The sequence below is a fragment of the Bacillus sp. ISL-7 genome, assembly GCF_018613065.1.
This window is the reverse complement of the sequence record NZ_JAGGQW010000015.1, coordinates 43,079-65,976: the sequence shown is the minus strand read 5'-3', so window position 1 is coordinate 65,976 and position 22,898 is coordinate 43,079. Positions and strand designations below refer to the sequence as shown.

Genomic DNA, 22,898 nt, shown 5'->3' with positions numbered 1-22,898 from the left:
TGAAAGGAAATCATTTGTATACCACCTAAAATGTTTTATTACCACAATTATAAAATAAAAAGCAGTTGAAGAGTTGATAAAATCAACCTACAACTGCTATAAAACAAGGGACTTTTTCAGTGCCCTCCGCGCAGCGACGAGGAGACTCCCCGGACCGCCCGCGGAAAGCGAAGCGCCTGGAGCGGAAATCAACAGGCAAGTTTAGCAGAGCCTATATATATAAAATAATGATTAGTAAGGAGTATGCTTTATATGAAAACCGAGGATAAATGGGATAAAAGTAAGGCAAATAGGATTGAAAAAGGCTTAGCAGAACTAGTTTACCGATCCAATTTATTAGGCTCCGACCGAGGAGTTGCCAATTGGGGTGGCGGCAACACTTCGATGAAAACGACAATGAAGGATAATCAAGGTCAGGATATTGAAATCATGTGGGTAAAAGGCAGTGGATCTGACTTAGGGACTATTAACGGAAAGAATTTTACAGCCCTTAGACTAAATGATATAAAGCCACTTGTTAACAGAGAGGAATGAGCGACGAAGAAATGGTTGCCTATCTTTCTCAGTGTATGGTTGATTCCAATCACCCTCGTTCCTCCATTGAAACCTTGTTACATGCGTTCTTACCCTTTATCCACGTTGATCACACTCATCCAGATGCGATTATTGGAATTTGTTGTGCAGATAATGGGAAAGAGATTGCAAAGGAAATCTTTGGGGACCGATTCGTTTGGGTACCATATGTCCGACCTGGGTTCAGACTTTCAAAACTTATATATGAAGCAGTAAGTAAAAATCCAAAGGCTGAGCTTGTTTTAATGGAAAAACATGGGCTAGTAGCGTGGGGTGAAACTTCAGAAAAGTCTTACGAAAAGACCATACAATTCATTCAAGAGGCCGAGGCATATATAAATGAGAGAATGAAGAAAAAGGACCTCTTTGGAGGAAATAAATATAAAACTTTAAATTTAAAAGAAAAAGAAGCGGCATTACAAGAAATTCTACCGGTGATTAGTGAAATGGGTAACAAGGAAAAGAAAGTGACATTAACCTTTGATGATTCTGTGGAGGTACTTACTTTTGTCAACAGTCATAAAGCTCTTGTACTTTCACAATCTGGACCAGCATGTCCCGATCATTTGATTCATACAAAACGTCTACCATTATATATCAATTGGAATCCACAAAATGAAACAGTTAAGGAACTTGTCGTAAAAATAAGAAAAGGCTTAGATGAGTATAAAGAGGAATACCAAGCTTATTTTAATATAAATAAAAATGAAAGAGATCAAATCAGTGATACATTCCCACGTGTGATTTTAATACCGGGAATAGGTATGGTTAATACGGGAAAGAATGATTCATCAGCTCGGTTAAGCGGTGACCTTTATAAAAGGGCTATTTCTGTAATGGCGGCCACCACATCAATTGGTCATTTTGTTTCACTCAATGAAAAGGAGTCTTATGATGTTGAATACTGGCCACTTGAATTGTATAAATTAAGTTTTGATGCGAATAAGAAAATGTCCCTTGATGAATAAGATTTAACAAAGCATAATCAAATTATAAAACCTTGTCGTACAGGGCCTATACTCATTTACGAGTATAGGCCTTGTACGGATTAGAGAGGAGGTTTCATACTCCAAACTATTAGTTCCAGTCCGTATGAAAGACTCCTTCCATATCAGTTCGCTCATACGTATGGGCACCGAAATAATCCCGTTGTGCCTGTAAAAGGCTGGCATTTGAACGGCCGTTTCGGTAACTATCGAAATATGAAAGGGAAGTACCTAAACATGGAAAGGCGATACCGGAATTTATACCCTCGCATACCATTTTCCTTAGTCCTGATTGATACTCTTTTGTTTTTTCAGCGAAAAATGGTGCGATTAATAAATTCTTCAGATTTACCTGATTCTGATAGGCTTCACTGATTACGTTTAAAAACTCGGCCCGAATAATACAGCCTCCCCGGAAAATAAGTGCAATCTCTTCTAATGGTAAATTCCAGTCATAGAGATCAGAAGCCATTTTATATTGTGTAAATCCTTGGGCATAGGCGCAAACTTTACCCATATATAATGCTTGTCTAACATACTCAATCCATAAATTCTTATCTAAATCCTGCTGGTCCATTCCTGCGCCTGCTAATATATTTTCTGCGATGACCCGTTCCTCTTTTAATGAAGATACATACCGGGCGAACAATGACTCGGTAATGATTGATAGGGGGATACCGTTATCTATCGCTTGCATGCTTGTCCATTTACCTGTGCCTTTTTGCCCTACTTTATCAAGAATGACATCGATCAGTGGTAAGCTGGTTTTTTCATCTTTTTTCTTTAAAATTTCTGCCGTGATTTCGATTAGGTAACTTTTCAGTTCACCCTGATTCCATGTTCCAAAGATATCAGCAATTTCATTCACAGATAACTGTAACCTATCTCTTAAAAAGGTATAGGCTTCGGCAATCAATTGCATATCTGCATACTCAATTCCGTTATGGACCATTTTCACATAATGTCCTGCACCTTTTGGACCAATATATGTGCAACATGGGGTCCCATCGACTTGCGCAGCTATTTTTGTAAGTATGGGCGCAACTTTTTCATATGCTTCCTTATCTCCGCCAGGCATGATGGACGGGCCATTTAATGCGCCTACTTCACCACCGGAAATACCAATCCCTAAATAATCGATTCCTTTAATTTTCAAATCATCATATCTTTGGGCAGTATCTTCGTAATGGGAGTTGCCGCCGTCCATGATCATATCACCTTGCTCAAGAAAAGGAACTAACGAAGAAATCACAGAATCTATCGCTGCACCAGCTGTGACCATAAGAAAGATCTTTCTTGGGGTTTCTAAGGACTGAACAAAACTTTGCACGTCATAGTACGGGTCGATTTGTTGATTATCAATTCTATGTAAAAGTTTATCTGTTAAATCTCTCGTGTAATTATAGACAGCTACTTTTTCCCCTTTGTTCGCCATATTTAAGGCGATATTGCTGCCCATCACACCTAAACCAATAACTCCAATTGTATTGTCCATTTAACTTCCTCTCCTTTTTATAAAAATAAAAGGCAGTAAATCCGCCGCTTTAATACTTAGTGGATTCTAAGTATAAGAGGGGGGATTCTGCCCTTTAGATAACTAAGCAGCAGCAGATGAATAAAGTTTCTGCTGCTGGTCACGATTAAACGAATAAACTTAGTAATAGAATAAATACTAATCCGCATACGGAAATAATTGTCTCAAGTAATGTCCATGTTGCGAATGTTTCTTTCATACTTAAACCAAAATACTCTTTAAACATCCAGAAACCGGCATCGTTAACGTGTGATAGGATTAAACTACCCGCTCCAGTGGCAAGGACGACTAATGCAAGATTAACATCTGATTGACCCAACATTGGGATAACTAAACCAGCAGTTGTTAATGCTGAAACAGTGGCAGATCCTAAGGCAATTCGTAAAATCGCCGCGATAATCCATGCAAGTAAAATCGGTGATATGGAAGTACCTTTAAATAATTCGGCTACGTAGTCACCTACACCGCCATTAATCAATACTTGTTTGAAAGCACCGCCGCCCCCTATGATGAGGAGCATCATACCAATAGCATTAATGGCTGATGTACAAGAATCCATTACATCTTTGATCGGAATTTTTCTTGCCAAGCCCATGGTATAGATAGCAACTAATAAGGAGATCACCATCGCAGTAGAGGCGCCGCCAATAAAACGGATAATTGCAAGTCCAGTATTATCTGCAAAGCCCATTGTTTTTTGAAGCAACGTAATAATTGTAGAAATTGACATTAAAATAACAGGAAGCATGGCGGTAAATACACTGATACCAAAACCTGGTGTGTCTTCAAGTTTAAATGTTTTTTGTTCACCTAGAGAGGCGATACTACCAGTTCTTGTAAATGAAGCAGGTACCATTTTTTTAGCAACCTTTGTAAAAATAGGTCCAGCAATAATGGCAGTTGGAATCGAAATAATAAAACCATAAAGTAATACTTCACCAAGATTGGCACCATATTCACCAGCGATGACGGTTGGTCCTGGGTGTGGCGGTAAGAAACCATGTGTTACGGATAATGCTGTTGCCATCGGAATCCCGAGATATAAAATAGAAACTTTTAATTGTCTTGAAATGGCAAATACGATTGGAATTAATAACACGAGTCCAACTTCAAAGAATAATGCAATACCAATGATGAATGAGGATACGACTACAGCCCACTGAATATTTTTTTCTCCAAATTTGTTGACTAGGGTCATGGCAATTCGTTGTGCGCCCCCAGAATCTGCAATTAACCTACCTAGCATCGCTCCGAGTCCGAAGATTAATGCTAAATGACCAAGTGTTCCGCCTAATCCAGCTTCAATGGTTGTGACAACATCATCTAGTTTCATTCCAAGTGCTAAAGCTACGCCGAACGAGACGATGATGAGTGAGACAAAAGTGTTTAATTTTAAGCCCATGATTAAAATAAGTAATGCGATAATTCCAATGGCGACAATGACTAATGGCATAATAATTCCCTCCAAAAAATTCATAATGATTTTAAAACAATATGCAAGTAAGCAGCCAAGCGGCTAGTGGCAGCCGCTAAATGGAGACTTACGCTTTTCTAATAATACTTCGTTGATAGTTGGCAATTCGTGTATAGTCTTCTTCTAATACTCTCGATAAATTAATAAAGATTGGCAATAATTGTCTATACTCTGTTGCAGCCTCTTCTTTAGGTGTATGTTTGTAGGTACTGCCAATCATTTCAGAAACGACTTCAAAGGATTCGATTTTCCCGGTAGCATATAGGCCTAAGATACAAGCACCGAGACAAGAACTTTCGTAGCTTTCTGGAACGACTACATCCAGGTCAAAAATATCAGACATCATTTGACGCCAAACTTCTGACCTTGCGAAGCCACCAGTTGCTTGGATTCGAGTCACTGGTCCCTCCATACATTCAACTAATGCTAAAAATACGGTGTATAAATTGTAAATAACACCTTCGAGCGCAGATCGAATCATATGTTCCTTCTTATGTGCCATCGTTAAGCCGAAAAAGGATCCACGCACGTCCGGATTCCATAAGGGAGCACGTTCACCAGCAAGATATGGATGGAATAACAATCCATCTGACCCCGGTCTTACACCTTCTGCAATTTTGGTTAATACTTCATATGGATCAATTCCTAGTCTTTTCGCGGTTTCTACCTCTGCAGCTGCAAACTCATCCTTAATCCAGCGAAAGACCATCCCGCCATTGTTTACTGGCCCGCCGATAACCCAATGTTTTTCCGTTAATGCGTAGCAAAAGATTCTACCTTTCTCATCGGTTTGCGGCTGGTCAATGATGGTTCGAATTGCCCCGCTTGTCCCAATGGTTACGGCAATCTCACCTTTTCGAATCGCATTTACACCAAGATTGGAAAGGACGCCATCACTTGCACCAATTACAAAGGGAGTTAGAGGATCAATGCCCATTTGTTTTGCTAATTCTGGATTACAGTTTGTAAAAATCTCGGTGGTTGGCACGAGCCTAGATAATTGCTCACGTGATATCCCGGCGATTTCTAATGCTTCCTTATCCCAATCCAATTCTTTGAGATTCATCATGCACATGGCAGAAGCAAGGGAATAATCGACTACATACTGGTCAAAGAACTTTTTAAATATATATTCCTTTATTCCGATATATTTTTTTGCTTTTTCAGCTATTTCAGGACGTTCATTCACAATCCAAGTGATTTTGCTCAATGGTGACATCGGGTGAATCGGCGTTCCTGTTCGTCTGTAGACTTCATGCCCATTTAATTCATTTTTTATTTTATGTGCCCAGGCTTCACTGCGGTTATCTGCCCAAGTAATACAAGGTGTCAGCGGTTGGTCATTTTCATCCATGGCAATGAGGCTATGCATCGCACTGCTAAATGAGATGAATGAAATCTCTTTTTGAGGATGTTGTTTCATGATCCTCGAAATGGCTTGTACCACAGCCATAAAGATCTCTTCTGGGTCTTGTTCGGCTGTCGAAATATCAGGAGTATAGAGTGGGTAACCGATATTCTCTTGTTGGATGACTTCGCCTTTTTCAGTAAATAAAACAGCTTTTGTGCTTGTTGTACCGATGTCTAACCCTAACATATAGTTTGTCATTATTCCTGCACAACTCCTTTGTAAAGCATTAGTTGAGACCTCCAAAGGTCTTCTACTTTTCCTGCAACATCATCAAAGTTTTGATGCAAAGAGAGAATCATCAGTTCTCTATTTTTCGCATCGAACGCATCAATATAAAGTTGATGATTGTCCACAATACGTGGAAAGTCATCGTATTTTTCCTCGAAGCGAGCCCGCATCGCCAATAGGATGAAAGCTTCCATTACAGGTTTTGCATTATTCCAGATCATCATGATGTAGGAATGATTAATCGCTCGAATAATTGTTTCATGGAATAAGACATCTTGATATGAAAACTCATCGGCATCATGATATTTGATGGCAATTTTCATCATCTCGAGTATTTTACTCAGTTCCTTAACTAACTCTCTGGTGTCTAATTTCACAAGCCGTTCATATACAAATGTTTCTATCATTAATCGGACTTCATAAATTTCTACTATTTCTTTAATGGTGAAACCAATTACAACGGCACCCATTCTTTCTAAACGGATCAAACTTTCTGACGCAAGAGTTTTTAATGCTTCCCGAATAGGGGAACGGCTCACATCAAAGTCGGCAGCTAATTTATTTTCTGATAGGGTGGTACCGCTTTCAATAAGGCCGGAAATTATTCGCATTCTAAGCTCACATGTAACACGTTCACCAGCAGAAGCTTTTAAAAGCCATTTTGCGGGATATAAGAATTCCTTTGATTCTGTCATTGATTCACCTTCTTGTTATACGAGTATACTTGTATACAAGTATTATAGAATACATATTAAAAAATGCAAGCGCTTTTTTTAATAAAGTCATGACAACACAGGAAGGTGTATTCATTATTCTTAGCGGATTTAATAAAAATAATCTAAAAAATGCCCATTAAATATAGGACACATGACGAAGAGGCAATATTACAGATGCATGAATAAATACATACATTGAAAATATTGGCAGTATTTTTAGGAGGAAATTAAGATGAGTATTTTTCTAAAACATGTTTTTGTTGGTTTACCGATAACGATCGGAAATAAAGAGGCAAAGAATCAGATGGTTTTGTTGAAGAGGGGCAGACGTTTACTTTGGTTGACCGACCATATCCACAATGGACCATTCAAAAGTGCAATCAAATTATCCATGCTAAGAAACAAAACATTGAGGAAATGCGTGAACATTCCCAATGTGAATTACTTGAACTAGGGATGAGAACCACGCTAGAGAAACGAATAGAAATGAGGGAAACACTGGATATCAGAAATAGAGTGTTTGGACCAAATGATTAATTGCTAATTGTCCTTCCCTTTCAAAAAAAGCTGTAATATATAAATATTTTACAGCTTTTTTATGCTTCCTCTTTATAGGGGACCCTAAACAATCTTTTATTAACAATCCCCGTAATAAGGGTAAGTACTAAAGATAGCCCCACATAGTACGGCTGGTCCCACCATACCAAACTATGAAGGACTCCAACTCGGATCAGAACTTGGTTCACCGCAAACATAAGTAATCCTGCTAAGATATATTTGCTCCACTTCTTTTTCCAGTTAAATTTAGTCATTAGACAATAAAACAGACTATCACATAAATAGAAAATAGCTGCTAAGGCAATCGAATCCCGTCCAGAATTTTCAAACCACCCAGGAGTGTATATTCGATTCGAGAAAAAGATGATCGGCAGAATATAGGTACTAGCAGAAATGGATCCAGTGATTAAATAAAGCATCCAATAATGTTTGAGCCCTTTTGAAGGGTGTTTAATCCATTTATAATAAACTTTAGACATCGCAAAATAAAAGGGGAGTCCAAACCCAGTATATGCTAACCTCCACCAATTATGGGCATAAATATGAAGCTTTAAAAATAACCATTCAATCCCGACAAATACCCCTGAAAAGAAGACCATCCAAATCCACCCTAAGTGCAAGGTCGCTATTAAGGTGGCAACGACGGGTAAAGAAAAGGTATTGGAGACGAATGCCCCTAAATTGCTGTCATAAAATGTATTATACTGGATAAAATTTGGGTGGTATTCATAGCTTCCTAAGAAATTAAAGATAATGGTTTCAATAAGATAGCCCATACCAATCATAGTTAATAATAGGAATAGAGTTTGCGTATTTCTTTTTTTGAATAGTATAAAACAAAATACACAAGTGCTGAGAACCAGTAAAGCATAATACCAATATGAATTATGCATATTATTCACTCCGATAGTAACTGGATTAATATAGTTTGTTCCTAAGAATGGAAATTATGCACTAGGGCTTACTATTTATAAACAAAACCACTAAGTAGAGACTTTTCTTAGTGGTTTACTTGGTTTTTAATAATGTTCTTATTTTTTATCAATCAGGTCATAGCCAGCAATATCCAAATTCCTATAGAATCCTGTCTTACTAGGCATTTAGATCCACCTTCAAAAGGAATTACCTTGCTGTCTCCTCAAAAGTTACCTTAAGGACCTTTTCGGTCTGCTTGTTAAATTCAATTGTGATGAAAACGCCGAATTCTCCATTGTTTTCTTTTAACCAAAGCTTGAACCTTTCAGTGGAGGTTTGTGGTCCACTCGTTCTTCCAATGTGGAGATAATCAATTATTTTTGCATGCGGATATTTTTCATGAGTTTTCTTTAGTGCTAATGTACCCCACTTGGCATAGGAGGGAATCGGTTTGTGTTGTGCACTTACTTCATGAATGGGGGTCAGTGGATGTACACTTACCGAGATGAAAAGTAAGCTTATATATAAACTAATCAGGATCTTTTTCACGTAATTACCCTCTTTGTTTTTGCTTATATCATTTCATTTTGAGCAATAACTTATGTAGGTTTTTGTCAATCACTTTATTTGTTTACCTTACACACAAAATAATTCATAACCCTCGCTCATTTGGTAAATAATACAATTGAGGTGGCGAAAATATGGATAAGGGAAATTTAAGACTCACAGCTTCCGAAATAGGTTCTCTTTGGGGACAATATATAAATGGAACGATGACTGACGTAGTAAATAGATATATGGTCTCCATTATTGATGATCAATCAATAAAGGCCTTTTTTGAGGATGCCATTCAGACCTTCGGAGGACAAAAGAAACAAGCCGCTGCTTTTTTAGAGAGTGAGGGCTTTCCGGTTCCGATTGGATTTACTGAATATGATATCAATAAAGGTGCAAAGAGATTATTTACTGATATATTTTGCTTAAATTACTTACATATCATGACCCTGCATGGGCTTATAGGTCATTCAACATCCTTATGTGTTTCTGTCAGAGCAGATTTACGCCATTTTTTCGATTCATGTTTAAATGATGGAAGTAGGATGTACCACCAAACCGTTGAGCTATTGCTCGAGAAAGGGCATTTCCAGCGCGACCCTTATATTTATCCTTCCGTGAACCCTGAGTTTATCTCCAGCAATGATTTCATCGATGGATTTTTTGGAAAAGGGAGAAGTTTAGCATCCATTGAAATCATCAGTATTTTTTTAAACCTAAAGAAAAGTATGATGAGTAAAGCCCTTTGTGTTGGATTTAGTCAGGTTGCTCAATCAACAGAAGTAAGGAAGTTTATGACAAAGTCGCAAAACGTGGCTGAGCAGCATATCGCAACCTTTTCAAAAATCCTGCAGGCAGATCATTTACCAGTTCCTCGTTCCATGGAAACGGAAGTGACCACTTCAACAGTGTCTCCTTTTTCCGATAAGTTAATGATGTATCATATAGGTTTCTTGTCACAAGTTGCGCAAGCCTATCATGGGACAGGTTTGGCATCTTCCATGAGATCAGACCTCGTTGCAGCGTATGAAACCATTATTCTAAAAAATTTGTACGTAACCAAAAAATGGTTTAACATAATGGAACAAAATAAGTGGTTGGAGCAACCGCCACTTGCCCCTAATAGAACAGAAATTGCCAAAGAAAAATAATTTAGGACCTAAAAGCCAAGATGTAGATGATATCTCGGCTTTTTACGTTTTCCGAGCAATAAACAGGAATGGAATTATATTTATAGAATTAATAAGAGAAGCAATTTGTAGTGGGTAAATTTTAGGTAAATAGAGAAACACAAAATGGATTAAAGGGGGGATCATTTTGAACATTAAATTATTAGATACATCTGATGCAGAGAGGTATTGGAAGTTAAGACTAGAAGCACTTAAACAAAATCCAGAGGCATTTTTAACAAGTTATGAGGATGCCATAAAAAGAGAAAATCCCATTGACCAAGTTGCCCGTAACTTTACCATAGAAGGAAACTTTACGTTTGGTGCATTTGATGAGGAAGAACTAATCGGAGTAGTCACCTTACTTCAAGAAAGTTCCGAGAAAATACGGCATCGAGCAAATATTTTTGCGATGTATGTCACGCCCAAGAAACAAGGACTAGGCGTAGGTAAGGCATTAATGGAAGAGGCGATCAATAAAGCTAAAACGATGGAAGAGATTGAAAAAATTAATTTATCAGTGATGGCAAGCAATGAAAAGGCGAAAAATCTTTATACCCAAATAGGTTTTAAAGTGTATGGATTTGAAGAAAATGCCCTAAAAGTGAACGGAATTCATTATAATGATGAACATATGGTTCTGCATTTGAAATCGGTAAAGGGAGATTCGACCTTTAAAGGTGAAAACATCTATATTCGACCATTTTCCACAGAAGATGCACATGCACTGCTTACATTACAAACCGAAAACCGTAGTTTTTTCGAAAAGTTTTCGATGGAACGAAATGACGATTTTTATTCGGTTGATACTCAGTTGAACCGGATACGTATGTATGAAGAAGATAGTAAAAGTGATCAGACATATACGTTTGGAATTTTTAAAAATGATGGTCTCTTAATTGGTACTATTAATCTATTTCAAGTACTAAGAGGCTCGCTTCAAAGTGCGTTCATCGGTTATTTTTTAGATGAAAAGCACAATGGGAAGGGCTACACAACTGAAGCGGCTAAGCTGCTTGTGAAATATGCATTCAATGAATTGAAATTACACCGGATAGAAGCCGGTGTCATGCCTCATAATATTGGTTCCATTCGAGTGTTAGAAAAATCCGGATTTCATAAAGAAGGAATCGCTATGAAAAATGTAAAGATCAACGGAAAATGGGAAGACCATCAAGTTTTGGCGATTATTAATCCGAATGACTAATATTATTTAACGTGAAAAGGAAGGTCCAAAAAATGAATATAGTTGAAAAAGCGCTGCAGATAGCGAGTAAAAGTCACCGAAACCAATTCAGAAAGAATACCGACATCCCTTATATCACGCACCCGGTTACAGTTGGAATGATGTTAATGAAAGCAGGGTACGATGATGACATCATCGCAGCGGGAATTTTGCATGATACAGTTGAAGATACAGAACTTACTTTGAAAGATATTGAGCGGGAATTTGGACCAAGAATTGCTAGCATTGTGGAAGGATGTTCTGAACCCGATAAATCGCTTCCCTGGAAGGAGCGAAAGGAACATACGATTGAGTTTTTAAAGACAGCATCAGAGGAAATTCGTGTGGTTGCCTGTGCCGATAAATTACATAACATTCGCTCCATCATAAAGGATTATGAGCAGCAGGGGGATGCTGTGTGGAACATATTTAACGCCGGCAAAGAACATCAAGCGTGGTACTACACAAATATTATTGACAGTCTCGGTCACAAGTCAACTTTCCCATTACAAAGGGAATTAGTAGTTGAAGTAAATCTGCTTTTTAAAAAATAATGTCGGTAAGACTCGGATCGGAAGGAGAGGACCTTGGTAAAGGAACTCTTTTTTTCGATTATGCTATAATAAAGTCACAAAAGTAAATTACTTTAATAAGTGTATATTATGATAGGGGGCAAAGGTGAATGGATAAAAAACTAATTATGCCAACTGAAATGTCGATAAAAGATAAAAAACATAATGTAAAGGGTAATATAATAAGGACAGCCGTATTTGCACGAAGCAAAGTAATCGAGGTAATGACCGCTGACCAGGAAAGATATTATCTTATTTATTATAAAAATGCCCTTATATATGGGGAGAAGCTTGATCAGATTGAAGAAGGAACATTTATAGATAAGGCATTTCATGAAGGTATTATTATTGAATCCCCACATCCGCTCTTAAGCGCATTAATTCCCCACGTAAACAACACCATTCCGAATAAAAATAACCTTTTTTCTCAATTACAAATCCATTATTCTCTTCAGGAAATGGTCTACATTCTGACAACACTTGACTCGTTTTTTCAAAAAGAACAGCTGATTAAGATCATCGACAAAGTATTCTACCACTTTAGAAGAAACGGAAAATTTATGAAATCCTTTCAAATCATTCAAATGTTAGCTGATTTTGCACCGACAATAAAATCTGCACAAGAACGTTTGGCCTCTCTCGAATTGAGTTCATACAACCATTTTTACCATTCCTCGAGTTTACCTGTAATCCAAATGAAGGACCCTCTATATGTTGAATTACATTGCTTCAAAAATCGAACCAATCCAGATGAACGAATATTATTAGAAGAAATCGTAAGAAAACAAGACGGTTTAGATGAGTTATTGCTGTGGTTAGAAAATGCAAAGAGGCTAAAAGCTGCTGAATCCATTGAAAAATATACCAGCATTGCTTTACGTTTTGTCTCGATGGAAGAATGGATGCTAATTTTAGCTCAAATCAACCTCAATCCGTTTCAAGTGCTGCCTGATTCAAAATCTATAGTCGAAAAAATGCTTAAAGACGGTAATTATGAGAAAGCTGCCTTATGCATATTAGATTTTATCGATGACATGCCCGCCTCCTATGATGCTATACTCCTTTTAATATGGGAAAATTCTGACCCGAGCTTTGTCATAGAACATTTAGACGAATTTATTAAATTGTTACAGCACCTGCCACATACTGAAAAGACCAAGCAATTTGAACAAAAGGTGTTTCAATTTGCTGAAATCCTTCTTAAGGAGCATGATCTTAAAACTGTTCATGAAAAACTTATCCCTATTCAAAAGGTAATCCCGGATTTAGAGGTGATTAGAAAAATTAGTGAAATGGTAAATTTATTAGAGGATCCCGATCGGATGATGGAATTGGGTGATTATTATGCGGAGTTTAAACAATTCGATCAAGCGATCGATTGCTTCTTCTGGGAAATGGAGCTGCAGCCGCAAAATCCTTCTCCCGTACGAAAAATCAGCAAAATGTATCAATCTAAAGGGATGGTAAAAGAGGCTTCAGCCTATCAAAAAATTTTCGCTCAATTAAAAAGTAATCAAGAAACTGGATGATCCACCATCATCCGCTTAACTAGTCGCATAAGCTAAGGTCATCAGAGTAAACTTCTGATGACCTTTTGTGGTTACTATACCTTTAATCATAAAAACTAAATTCTGTTTTTAACATCCTCTCTTATTCGTTCGATAATATTCTCGGATAAATTCACAGGCAGGGATGTGCCATTTTTAAAAACCCAAGCATTTACTAGTTCAAGGTCTCCTTTTTTAAAGGTAATACTGTAATCTTGATCTTCGTATGTAAAATCAGCTGTCACTTCTTCCTGGTCATAAGCTTCCTCATCAATAATCATATTAAATATTTCAAAAGGTTTCACAGTTAAGCTCCTTTGTATCTTTATTGTATGTAAATAGGGTTAACTTTAAAAATTTGTTTATTCAATGGTAGCCACAAAAACTACTATATTTCACTTTAATATATTAAATAAGAATATGATAAAATGGGGATGGGAGCGAATGGAGGTTGGCAGCAATTGATTACTTTCTATAAAATCCTTGTATGTATACATATTTTTTCAGCCATCCTGGGGATGGGGCCAGGTTTCATATTAACGACAGTGGTCAAATCTGGGAAGAACATGACCGAATTAAGACATTCATATAGGATTAGACATAAGTTACATATATTTGTAATGGTCGGCGGCACGCTTTTATTAATCACAGGGTTGAGCATGGGGGTCATCAATCCGAGCCTATTTCGGATGGGATGGTATGTAACCAGTCTCTTTCTCTTTTTGGCTGCACTAGCAATTGGACCACTTGTTTTATCACCTAGGTCAAAACCAGTTAAAGCCCTATTAGCGTCGCACAAAGGAGAAGAAATTCCCGAAGAATATTGGAGCTTATCAAAAATTCTTTTTCGATTTGAAAACCTTGAAAATGTGATCTTTCTCATCATCATCGCCCTGATGATTTTCAAGCCATTCTAAAAAGGTGTCAGGCACCACTCGTAGACAAATGTCCACGAACGGTGCCTGACACCATTTAAGTTTACCGCTTAACTTTGAATAGGACTGCTTTTAACGTGGAAGATGAGAATAAGCTAATCGGATGGGCTTTCAGTTGAAGTACATTGATAAGCTTTCCGTATACCTTTTGATTGCTTTCACAGGCTAAAATCACTCGTTTTACATACCACTTCAGTAATGGCAGGCCAAACGGTTTTGCACCGTCGGTATGAGTGAAGCGAAAGTCTTCAGTTAAAGCGATTAACCATGGGACATCTATGATTTTACTGAAGCTTCGATGAGTATTTTTCGAAATTTGTGAAAGCTTATTTTTATTTAACGCTTTTTGAAGTTTCTTTTTCAGAGCAATCGCCTCAAGTGCAGCGATGCTCATCCCCTGTCCAAAAACAGGATCAATACGACAAAAGGCATCCCCAATAACAATTAGTCCATTTGGGAAACGTTGTAGCTTCTCATAATGAAAGCGGCGTAAGGCTGGAAACCGATAAACGCTGACATCCGTCTCAGGTGTACCATTTTTAATTGCTTCATATACATCAGGTTGTTCAAGACTTTTGGCATAGTTTATAAATTCATCTTCCGTGCTAGGTGGTGATTCCACGCCATAGCCAAGTAATGTCACCATCCAGCGCTGATTTTCAATTGGGGAAATACTCCCTCCACGATTCTGTCTAGGCGGATTAGGGTAAACCAATAAATTCCCCCAGTCTTTATTTTGGGAGGAAAGCCTGCTGTAGATGCGACTGGCATAGAAAAGATTTACTTTTACTTCGGTTTTTTGGGGACCATCGAAACCTAATTGTCTGAGCCAATTAGTTGAATTTGACCCAGCCCCTGTAGCATCCACAACCAAATCCCTGGAAAAAGTTCAGTGAGAATCTCCTCACCACTTTTTAAAAGGGCATGTCCATGCGAACCTTGTGGCACTCCGGTTCTGGTCAAATGTTTTTCGCGCTTTTGGTCCTTTTCTATAATTAACACTTCTTCAAAAAAGTCGGACAGGATGCGAGCAGCGAATAAACCAGCAACACTTCCGCCGATAACAAGCGCTTGTTTTCCTAAAAAACTATTTGTTGTTGACATTCCTAGCAAACCCCCGATAATACTATTTGCACGATATAATTAATGGTTAGTATTATATCATTTTTTTATGGTTTCTATGAGTTTAGAATGTAGAGGATTTACCTAAACTAATAGGGAATTAAAGAGAAAATCGGATTAAAGGGAGATTGGTGTGTTTGGTAGATTATAAAATTAGTACATATGAGGAAGCAGTCAAGGTCATTAAGGAAGTTGGTTTACTTCCATTATCACCGCTAATACCTGACTACCCATCACTTGATAGCATCACTCCGAAAGAGAATTGGCATTCAGGTTCGGATGATGATCCATGGATGTGGCGTGCAAGGTTCCCAGTTGATGGAGTAGCTGCCTACGGAAAATTCATTAAGAAAAAGTCTATTTTAATCTCCTCGGAACTCCTCCCTTTAGTGAGTGCAGTATTGGGGTCACAGTATTCAGTGGCTAAACGTTACAATGACGGTCTTGTTTCTAGAGAAGCCTTAGAATTATTTACTTTGATTAGTGATGAAGAAGGCATAGACACAAGAGTATTAAGGGCCAAAGCAGGCATGAAAGACAAAGAAAAGAAAAAGGCTTTTGATAACGCATTGTTGGAATTACAGGGGTCTATGGATATTGTTGTTTCAGGGACAAAGGAGAAAACAAACGTTTCGGGCGAGAAAAACGGCTGGAGCAGTACATCCTTCGAAACACTTGCCTTTTGGTCAAAAAATAACCACATGGATCAAAGAAAAATAGAAATGGACGAAGCAAAACATGAGCTGAAAAACCATATTGCGCAGTTTTGCGGTCCCGAGTCCATGAAAGCATTAGTAAAGATTTTTAAGCTTTAGGTTTAGGTAAATATCATTGATTTACATTTTATGACAAACTTCGCTCTTGATTCTTAGCGTAGAATAAAGTAGTATGGAAACTACGATATTCGAAAGGGTGACCATAAAGCCAATGATTCACTAAACCTATTAAAAGAAAAAATTCGGATCATCATACGAACATATTTCTGGATAGGGTTAGTGCGGGCTTTTATGACAAAAGGGAGTAGAAGGTACTTGGTGTACTGTGCCCTTTTGCTGAAGTACCTCCTGTCCAGATAAATGGATAAGGAGGTTTTTTTATGGAAGAAACAAAATCAAACATTACCATGGGGGATTTATTTAGAAATCGAGTAATACGTACCATCTTGCTCTCGACATTATTTTTACAAATCGGTATTTGGGTACGTAACTACTCCATATTGTTATTTGTTATTGAGCAGACAAATGAAGATCCGGTTGCGGTATCGCTTATTTCTGTAGCAGAATTCGCGCCTATTTTTCTATTTTCCTTTATTGGAGGCACCTTTGCTGACAGATGGCGTCCGAAACGGACAATGATATGGTGTGACTTCCTCAGCGCGCTGTCTATCTTTATTGTATTGTTAACACTAGTATTTGGGGGCTGGAAAGTTATTTTCTTCGCCACACTTGTATCATCGATTCTTTCACAGTTTTCACAGCCTTCTGGAATGAAACTGTTCAAGCTTCATGTAAAGGAAGAACTTATTCAAATGGGTATGTCGATGTACCAAACGGTGTTTGCTTTGTTTATGATTTTAGGGCCGATTATCGGTACGTTTGTTTACCAGCATTACGGCATTAGTGCAGCGATTGCCATTATGGGTATTGCCTTTATGCTTTCGGCAGCGATTCTATTTATGCTTCCTCCTGACCGGGAAAACGAGGGAAATGCTGTAAAAACCACACTTATGGAGGAAATGAAGGAAGGCTTCCGTTATGTTTGGAACAGCCGGGCACTGACTCTGCTGGGTGGCTGTTTTGCAGCAGCAGGTTTAGGACTGGGGCTAACGCAGCCACTTTCCGTTTTCCTCATTACAGAACAACTTGGTTTACCTAAAGAGATGCTGCAATGGTTGATGGCAGCGTTTGGGGCAGGAATGATTTTAGGTGGAGGTCTCACGATGGGGTTAGCGAAAAAGACTCCTCCGCAAATCTTGCTTGCAATTGGAATGAGCGCCAGTGCTCTCGGATTTTTTGTAATGGGGCTATCAGAGCAGTTATGGCTGACATTGACCGCGCAATTTATTAGCGGCTTGTTTATGCCCTGTATTCACATTGGAATTAATACGATGATTTTGAAAAATACAGATGAGGCTTTTATTGGCCGAGTCAATGGCATTTTAAACCCGATGTTTATGGGGACCATGGTCATTACCATGAGTGCGAGCGGATGGCTGAAGAAAACAACTTCGCTTGTCGCGATGTACGAAGCGTCAGCCCTACTCTTTATTGTGGGTGTGATTATTCTCATTCCACTCTTTAAGCGTTCGGTTAGTATATTGAAAAAGAGTAAGGAAGTATAAGTTTTAAAGCTGCTCTGTTTTTTAGAGCAGCTTTTTTACGCAAAAAAACACCAGTGGCATGAGTATACCCTACCAATTATTTTGTGATTATTATGAGAAAATTATATTTATGAAAGTATTGGATCGATAATAGATTGAGAAACCCCAAATTAGGAATAAGGGGAAAAAAGTTATGTAAAATCCTGTATATGTATAATAAATGTTCTCTTTTTGTAGATTCTAATACCAAATGGTATTTATTATCCGGTGGATGGAGGAACCTCCTCGAGCAGATGATCGGGATGAAATCATTAAGGGCTAGGAGACTAAGTTTAAGCTACTATATTCAACTATTTTTTCGAAAACTGTCATTTTTTAAATGTCGGTTTTTTTCTTATTTATTTAAACTGCATAGGAATTACCTTTTGATACTATGAAGTTATTAATAAAAAAATGAAACTTTTGGACCATCAGGATTTCACCGTTTATTCCTCCAAAAAATAATCGAATAAATTTTCCCAACGCAAAAATGAACTTAGCTTTGGGATTTTAATAGAATAGATAATATTTTTGCTGGTGCCTGACACCATGTCCCACACTTTTTCCCAATTATCCTTAAAGATTCATCGTGTTATGATTATTTTGAAAATTCGTACAGAATGATCATTAGGAGGCGGTTGGAGATGAAAAAGAGAACTTCACTTGTACTAGCTTTGGGATTAACAATGGGGTCTGTGCTACCGATTACAGCTGCGGCTGAGACAATTCCTTACAATGTTACGGTTAAGAAAGACGCGTCGCAGTTTGGTAAGGATGCAAAGGTCAACTGGAAGAAAGGACAAACGGTACCATCTTTTGTCCATGGGAAACTATCGACCAAAGTTTATAAAGACATAGATGGGATTAAGCAATTTTTAAAAGAAAATAAGGCACTTTATCAGTTAGATACAGCTAAAGATTTAACTTTACTCGATGTTGAGACGGACGGGCTAGGTAGCACTCACTATAATTTTATTCAATCGATTCAGGGGATTCCGGTGGATGGGGCGAAGTTTAAGGTCCATACCGATAAAAATGGAATCGTTACAGCAGTCAATGGTGATGTGTTCCCAGAAGCATCTTCTTATTTCAAAGGTGCCCTGAAAGCACAACTATCCAAGGAAACTGCCCTTGATCAGTCTTGGAAATCTATAAAAGTAACCAAAGAGGAAACCATCACGAATGCTGAAGCAGGTCCTACTGGCAAAAAAATAGAAGATACCGTTGAAAAGGCGGAACTAGTTGTTTATAAAAATGGTAATGAATTTAATCTGGCTTTCAAAACAAATCTGCAATTTATTCAGCCATATCCTGCAAACTGGGTGGTCTATGTGGATGCCGTAAATGGTAACATTTTAAATTCCTATAATGCAGTAGCTGATGGCACTGGAGTAGGTGTTCTAGGAGATACGAAAACGCTTAACACCTATTATTCGAGCGGTACTTACTATTTATATGATATTACTAAGCCAATGACGGGTGTCATAGAAACAAGAACGGCGGTAAATAGATCCCGGTTACCTGGAAATTATTCTGTTGACCCTGACAATAATTTTAACGCAACGTCACAGCGAGCGGATGTAGATGCCCACTACTATGCGGGTGTCGTCTATGATTATTATAAAAATACGTTTAATAGAAACAGTTTTGATAATAATGGAGCGACTCTTCGCTCAACCGTCCACTATGGCAGGAATTACAACAATGCGTTCTGGAATGGTTCGCAAATGGTATATGGAGATGGGGATGGAATTACCTTCCGTTCATTGTCAGGTGCGCTTGATGTCGTAGCCCATGAATTAACACATGCAGTAACAGAAAGAACAGCTGGGTTAGAGTATCAGTATCAGTCAGGTGCATTAAATGAGTCCATTTCTGATACGTTCGGAGTATTCCTTGATAAAGGGGATTACTTAATGGGTGAGGATGTGTACACGCCGAATAAAGCTGGCGATGCTCTTCGCAGTCTTTCAAACCCTGGTCTTTATGGACAACCGGAGAATATGAGCGGCTACGTGAATACTACTTCGGATAATGGAGGAGTTCACACGAACAGCGGGATTCCAAATAAAGCAGCCTATTTAACGATTTCAAGTCTGGGTACAGCTGTCGCTGAAAAAATCTACTATCGAGCACTCACCGTTTATTTAGCTCCACAAAGTGATTTTAGCGACGCACGCGCGGCTCTTCTTGCTGCTGCAGCTGATTTGTATGGCTCAAGCAGCACACAGTACAATGCCGTTAAATCTGCTTGGACACAAGTGGGAGTAAACTAGGCCATTAACTATTTCCAATGTCAGCCGTCACATAATGTGATGGCTGACATTATTATGGGCAAAAAAAATAGATTGGTGTCAAGCACCAATCCAAAATGGGAAGTTTTAAGAAATGAGCTCTTCGAACCATTTCCGTATTAACTTGACTTAACAATAAGAAAAACTTGTGTAGAATTTAGGTGGAACTTGTGTGGAAGTTGTGAAGATTTCAACTGACCAGTGTATTTTATAAAGGCCTGCGCATTTAAGAATTAAAAGAATAATGATCACAACTGCTACTAGATTAGTGGCGGGTTTTGTTTTAGAACAAGCAGAATTAATGTTATGATAACGTTATTGCTCTCTAGTTGATTTGTAAGGCAAGATATTGTCTACAATATTTTAATAGGATAAAAAACAGATGGGATGACACGATGAATAAAGAAGTCAGTCTTAAGGTGAAAACAAAGTTTGTAAATAAATTTAAAAGCGGCTATCCACTTATTTCTAAGGAAGCCGTCATTAATGTGGACAACCTCGTAGAAGAGGGGTCCATTGTTAAATTGGTCGACGAAAGAAATATATTTATTGCCAAAGGCTATTATGGTAAGCAAAATAAGGGCCTTGGCTGGGTGTTGAGCAGAAAAGAAAATGATTCTTTGGATCAACGTTTTTTTGAGAAAATGCTAAAAGAAGCGATTAAGGAAAGAGAATCATTTTATCAAAGTTCAGAAACTACCGCGTTTCGAGTGTTTAATGGTGAAGGTGATGGAATCGGTGGTTTGACGATTGACTACTTTGCTGGTTATTATCTGTTAACTTGGTACAGCAAGGGTATCTATCATTTTCGAGACTATATCATTCAAGCTTTAAAGGAACTGATTGAATTCCAGGGCATTTATCAGAAAAAGCGTTTTGATGAAAAAGGGCAATACATCGAGGAAGATGATTTTGTCGCAGGTGAAAGAGGTCAGTTCCCTCTTATTGTCAAAGAAAATGGCGTCAACTTTGCAATATATTTAAATGAAAGCGCCATGGTCGGGGTGTTTTTAGACCAGCGGGATGTAAGGCGCACAATCCGAGATGTGTATGCAAACGGTAAGACAGTTTTAAATACATTCTCTTATACGGGGGCTTTTTCCGTGTTTGCAGCTCTAGGGGGAGCAACGAAAACTACAAGTGTAGACCTGGCCAATCGGAGTAAGAGTAAAACGATTGAGCAGTTTAGTGTAAATGGTGTGGACCATGAAACGCAAGCAATTATTGTTGAGGATGTATTCAAGTACTTTAAATATGCTGTCAAGAAACAGCTGAAGTTTGATATGGTCATCCTTGATCCGCCGAGCTTTGCCCGGTCCAAGAAATTTGTCTTTAGTGCGGAAAAGGACTACAAGAATCTTCTAATCGAAGCGATTGCGATTACAGCGGACAACGGAACCATTGTTGCATCCACAAACAGCAGCGCTTTTGGGATGGATAAATTCAAGAGCTTTATCGATGCTGCCTTTAAAGAATCTGGCAGCCGGTATAAACAATTGGAAGAGTTTTCACTTCCCGCCGATTTCAAAACCGTCAAAGAATTTCCAGAAGGGGACTACTTGAAGGTAGTATTTATTAAAAAAATAGGATAAAAATGGTGCCTGACACCCACATGAAATTAGCTATGGGGGAGGGCCTTTTTTTATTTTTCAGGGTGTTGTAAATCCCATTTTTGCAATATAATAGAGGGAAGATGTTCACGAAATTGTCATAAATGCTACTTCCTTAACTTACATAAATAAAAAAAATCATTTCTAGGGGAAACGATATGATTAGAGCGGCTATTGCTGGTGTTGTTGGTTTTGTGCTTATTTTTATCGAGTCGATGATTGTGATGAAACTAAAAGGTCTTGAAACGATTGAATTTGGCGGGTTGGCTCCGTTTATTAATGTCTGGGCTATGAATTTCTTTTTCATGTTTGCCATCCTTACACAGGTAACCAATTGGTATATGAACAAAGAAAGTGTAAAAGAAGATAAAAGCTTTTAGTATTAAAAAAAGCGACGCAATCTGGTAGGATGACCAAGACTGCGTCGCTTTTTTAGATTAAACGTTATGTGTTACAGTTTTATTCCCTTTAAATGCTGTGTTGCGAATGAATGGGATAACCCAATGGTCAAGACCGATGCGGCCCGCATTGTAGCCAGAGAACAGGATGATCGCTCCTAGGAAAAGATCTGTTGGAATATGTGATACGGTTCCTGATAAGAAAAATGAAAAGTTCATCACAAGGCCAAAGAACATGGCGGCAGTTGTTAAACATCCAAGAATAAGTCCAAGTCCGATTAAGAATTCACCTAGTGGGACGATCGTGTTAAAAATATCAACGTTTGGTAACGCGAAATGCTTTAAGAAATCAACATACCAGCCATAAACCATCGCACTGTCTGGACCTTTCACTGGATTAGCGATTGCCCCTTTTAGATAACCAGAAGCATCAAAACCGCCTGATAATTTGTGGAACCCAGCTGTAATCCAAGAATACCCCATATATAAGCGAAGAACTGTTAAAATTCCAGCGGCAACTTTGTTTTCTCTTAACCAATTTACTACCATGTGAAACACTCCTTGTTAATTTATTTTTATTTGTTTGTTCGTTAACTACATTGTTACTATACCAAACTTATTTTGAAATAAGGGTAAATTGTTCACTACTTCACATATTTGTAAAAAAGTTGTGAACATTTTATTAACAGGGCCTTGAACTCCATTACTTACTAATTC

General features: G+C 38.1%; 21 protein-coding genes and 2 pseudogenes. 13 read left to right on the top strand and 10 right to left on the bottom strand.

Annotated elements, in window-relative coordinates; genetic code table 11:
* Positions 1-252: 252 nt before the first annotated feature.
* Positions 253-1,505, top strand: a pseudogene (locus tag J7E66_RS04130) (class II aldolase/adducin family protein); the annotation flags it as partial.
* A 145-nt stretch (positions 1,506-1,650) separates the two neighbouring features.
* Here J7E66_RS04130 and gnd read toward each other — a convergent pair.
* From gnd to J7E66_RS04110, 4 genes are all read right to left on the bottom strand, one after another.
* The gene (gene gnd / locus J7E66_RS04125; protein WP_214998160.1) at positions 1,651-3,054 is read right to left on the bottom strand and encodes a decarboxylating NADP(+)-dependent phosphogluconate dehydrogenase; all 1,404 of its coding nucleotides are present in this window, start codon (positions 3,052-3,054) and stop codon (positions 1,651-1,653) included.
* Positions 3,055-3,199: 145 nt separating this feature from the next.
* A complete protein-coding gene (locus J7E66_RS04120) occupies positions 3,200-4,546 on the bottom strand; it encodes a GntP family permease (RefSeq protein ID WP_214998159.1) in 1,347 nt (448 codons plus the stop codon).
* Between the two features lie 88 nt (positions 4,547-4,634).
* Entirely contained in the window at positions 4,635-6,176 is a 1,542-nt protein-coding gene (gene gntK / locus J7E66_RS04115) for a gluconokinase (protein WP_214998158.1), read from the bottom strand.
* On the bottom strand, positions 6,176-6,901 hold the full coding sequence (locus tag J7E66_RS04110) for a GntR family transcriptional regulator (RefSeq protein WP_214998157.1): 726 nt from the start codon (positions 6,899-6,901) through the stop codon (positions 6,176-6,178). Before J7E66_RS04110 ends, gntK begins: the two co-directional genes overlap by 1 nt.
* 357 nt (positions 6,902-7,258) lie before the next feature.
* Here J7E66_RS04110 and J7E66_RS04105 point away from each other — a divergent pair, with 357 nt between their 5' ends.
* Positions 7,259-7,459, top strand: coding sequence for a 3-alpha domain-containing protein (locus tag J7E66_RS04105; RefSeq protein ID WP_214998156.1), 201 nt, complete (start codon positions 7,259-7,261; stop codon positions 7,457-7,459).
* A gap of 59 nt (positions 7,460-7,518) precedes the next feature.
* Here J7E66_RS04105 and J7E66_RS04100 read toward each other — a convergent pair whose 3' ends face one another.
* Together J7E66_RS04100 and J7E66_RS04095 are read right to left on the bottom strand one after the other, a co-directional pair.
* Complete coding sequence (locus tag J7E66_RS04100) at positions 7,519-8,373, bottom strand: hypothetical protein (protein WP_214998155.1); 855 nt, start codon at positions 8,371-8,373, stop codon at positions 7,519-7,521.
* A 229-nt stretch (positions 8,374-8,602) separates the two neighbouring features.
* On the bottom strand, positions 8,603-8,944 hold the full coding sequence (locus J7E66_RS04095; RefSeq protein WP_214998154.1) for a DUF3889 domain-containing protein: 342 nt from the start codon (positions 8,942-8,944) through the stop codon (positions 8,603-8,605).
* 152 nt (positions 8,945-9,096) lie between these two features.
* Between J7E66_RS04095 and J7E66_RS04090 the strand changes: the two genes are divergently transcribed.
* The 5 genes and pseudogenes from J7E66_RS04090 (at position 9,097) to J7E66_RS04070 (ending at position 13,445) form a co-directional block, all read left to right on the top strand.
* Complete coding sequence (locus J7E66_RS04090; RefSeq protein ID WP_214998153.1) at positions 9,097-10,101, top strand: DUF3231 family protein; 1,005 nt, start codon at positions 9,097-9,099, stop codon at positions 10,099-10,101.
* 166 nt (positions 10,102-10,267) lie between these two features.
* Positions 10,268-10,744 (top strand): annotated as a pseudogene (locus tag J7E66_RS04085) (N-acetyltransferase family protein); the annotation flags it as partial.
* Positions 10,745-10,753: 9 nt separating this feature from the next.
* Positions 10,754-11,326, top strand: a complete 573-nt coding sequence (locus tag J7E66_RS04080) for a GNAT family N-acetyltransferase (RefSeq protein WP_214998164.1) — start codon at positions 10,754-10,756, stop codon at positions 11,324-11,326.
* Between the two features lie 32 nt (positions 11,327-11,358).
* Positions 11,359-11,898, top strand: a complete 540-nt coding sequence (locus J7E66_RS04075; protein WP_214998152.1) for an HD domain-containing protein — start codon at positions 11,359-11,361, stop codon at positions 11,896-11,898.
* 128 nt (positions 11,899-12,026) lie between these two features.
* Positions 12,027-13,445, top strand: a complete 1,419-nt coding sequence (locus tag J7E66_RS04070; RefSeq protein WP_214998151.1) for a tetratricopeptide repeat protein — start codon at positions 12,027-12,029, stop codon at positions 13,443-13,445.
* 95 nt (positions 13,446-13,540) lie between these two features.
* Here the strand turns inward: J7E66_RS04070 and J7E66_RS04065 are convergent, their stop codons facing one another.
* Positions 13,541-13,768: a hypothetical protein gene (locus tag J7E66_RS04065; RefSeq protein ID WP_214998150.1), complete on the bottom strand. Its 228-nt coding sequence runs from the start codon at positions 13,766-13,768 to the stop codon at positions 13,541-13,543.
* A gap of 129 nt (positions 13,769-13,897) precedes the next feature.
* Here J7E66_RS04065 and J7E66_RS04060 point away from each other — a divergent pair, with 129 nt between their 5' ends.
* A complete protein-coding gene (locus J7E66_RS04060) occupies positions 13,898-14,380 on the top strand; it encodes a DUF2269 family protein (protein WP_251032753.1) in 483 nt (160 codons plus the stop codon).
* A gap of 61 nt (positions 14,381-14,441) precedes the next feature.
* Here J7E66_RS04060 and J7E66_RS04055 read toward each other — a convergent pair whose 3' ends face one another.
* Together J7E66_RS04055 and J7E66_RS04050 are read right to left on the bottom strand one after the other, a co-directional pair.
* On the bottom strand, positions 14,442-15,113 hold the full coding sequence (locus tag J7E66_RS04055; protein WP_214998149.1) for a hypothetical protein: 672 nt from the start codon (positions 15,111-15,113) through the stop codon (positions 14,442-14,444).
* Positions 15,114-15,214: 101 nt separating this feature from the next.
* The gene (locus tag J7E66_RS04050) at positions 15,215-15,502 is read right to left on the bottom strand and encodes a hypothetical protein (protein ID WP_214998148.1); all 288 of its coding nucleotides are present in this window, start codon (positions 15,500-15,502) and stop codon (positions 15,215-15,217) included.
* 155 nt (positions 15,503-15,657) lie between these two features.
* Here J7E66_RS04050 and J7E66_RS04045 point away from each other — a divergent pair, with 155 nt between their 5' ends.
* The 5 genes from J7E66_RS04045 to J7E66_RS04025 all read left to right on the top strand — a co-directional run bounded on the left by J7E66_RS04045 (position 15,658) and on the right by J7E66_RS04025 (position 22,163).
* A complete protein-coding gene (locus J7E66_RS04045; RefSeq protein WP_214998147.1) occupies positions 15,658-16,335 on the top strand; it encodes an AlkZ-related protein in 678 nt (225 codons plus the stop codon).
* A gap of 281 nt (positions 16,336-16,616) precedes the next feature.
* Positions 16,617-17,861 carry an MFS transporter gene (locus J7E66_RS04040; protein WP_214998146.1) on the top strand — a complete coding sequence of 415 codons (1,245 nt, stop codon included), beginning with the start codon at positions 16,617-16,619 and terminating at the stop codon, positions 17,859-17,861.
* A 662-nt stretch (positions 17,862-18,523) separates the two neighbouring features.
* Complete coding sequence (locus J7E66_RS04035; RefSeq protein ID WP_214998145.1) at positions 18,524-20,155, top strand: M4 family metallopeptidase; 1,632 nt, start codon at positions 18,524-18,526, stop codon at positions 20,153-20,155.
* 413 nt (positions 20,156-20,568) lie between these two features.
* Positions 20,569-21,765 (top strand): class I SAM-dependent rRNA methyltransferase, encoded by a 1,197-nt coding sequence (locus J7E66_RS04030; RefSeq protein ID WP_214998144.1) that lies wholly within the window; start codon positions 20,569-20,571, stop codon positions 21,763-21,765.
* Between the two features lie 176 nt (positions 21,766-21,941).
* Positions 21,942-22,163, top strand: a complete 222-nt coding sequence (locus J7E66_RS04025) for a hypothetical protein (RefSeq protein ID WP_214998143.1) — start codon at positions 21,942-21,944, stop codon at positions 22,161-22,163.
* A gap of 57 nt (positions 22,164-22,220) precedes the next feature.
* On the opposite strand, the gene J7E66_RS04020 is transcribed toward J7E66_RS04025, so the two are convergent.
* A complete protein-coding gene (locus J7E66_RS04020; RefSeq protein WP_214998142.1) occupies positions 22,221-22,730 on the bottom strand; it encodes a DoxX family membrane protein in 510 nt (169 codons plus the stop codon).
* Positions 22,731-22,898: the final 168 nt, after the last annotated feature.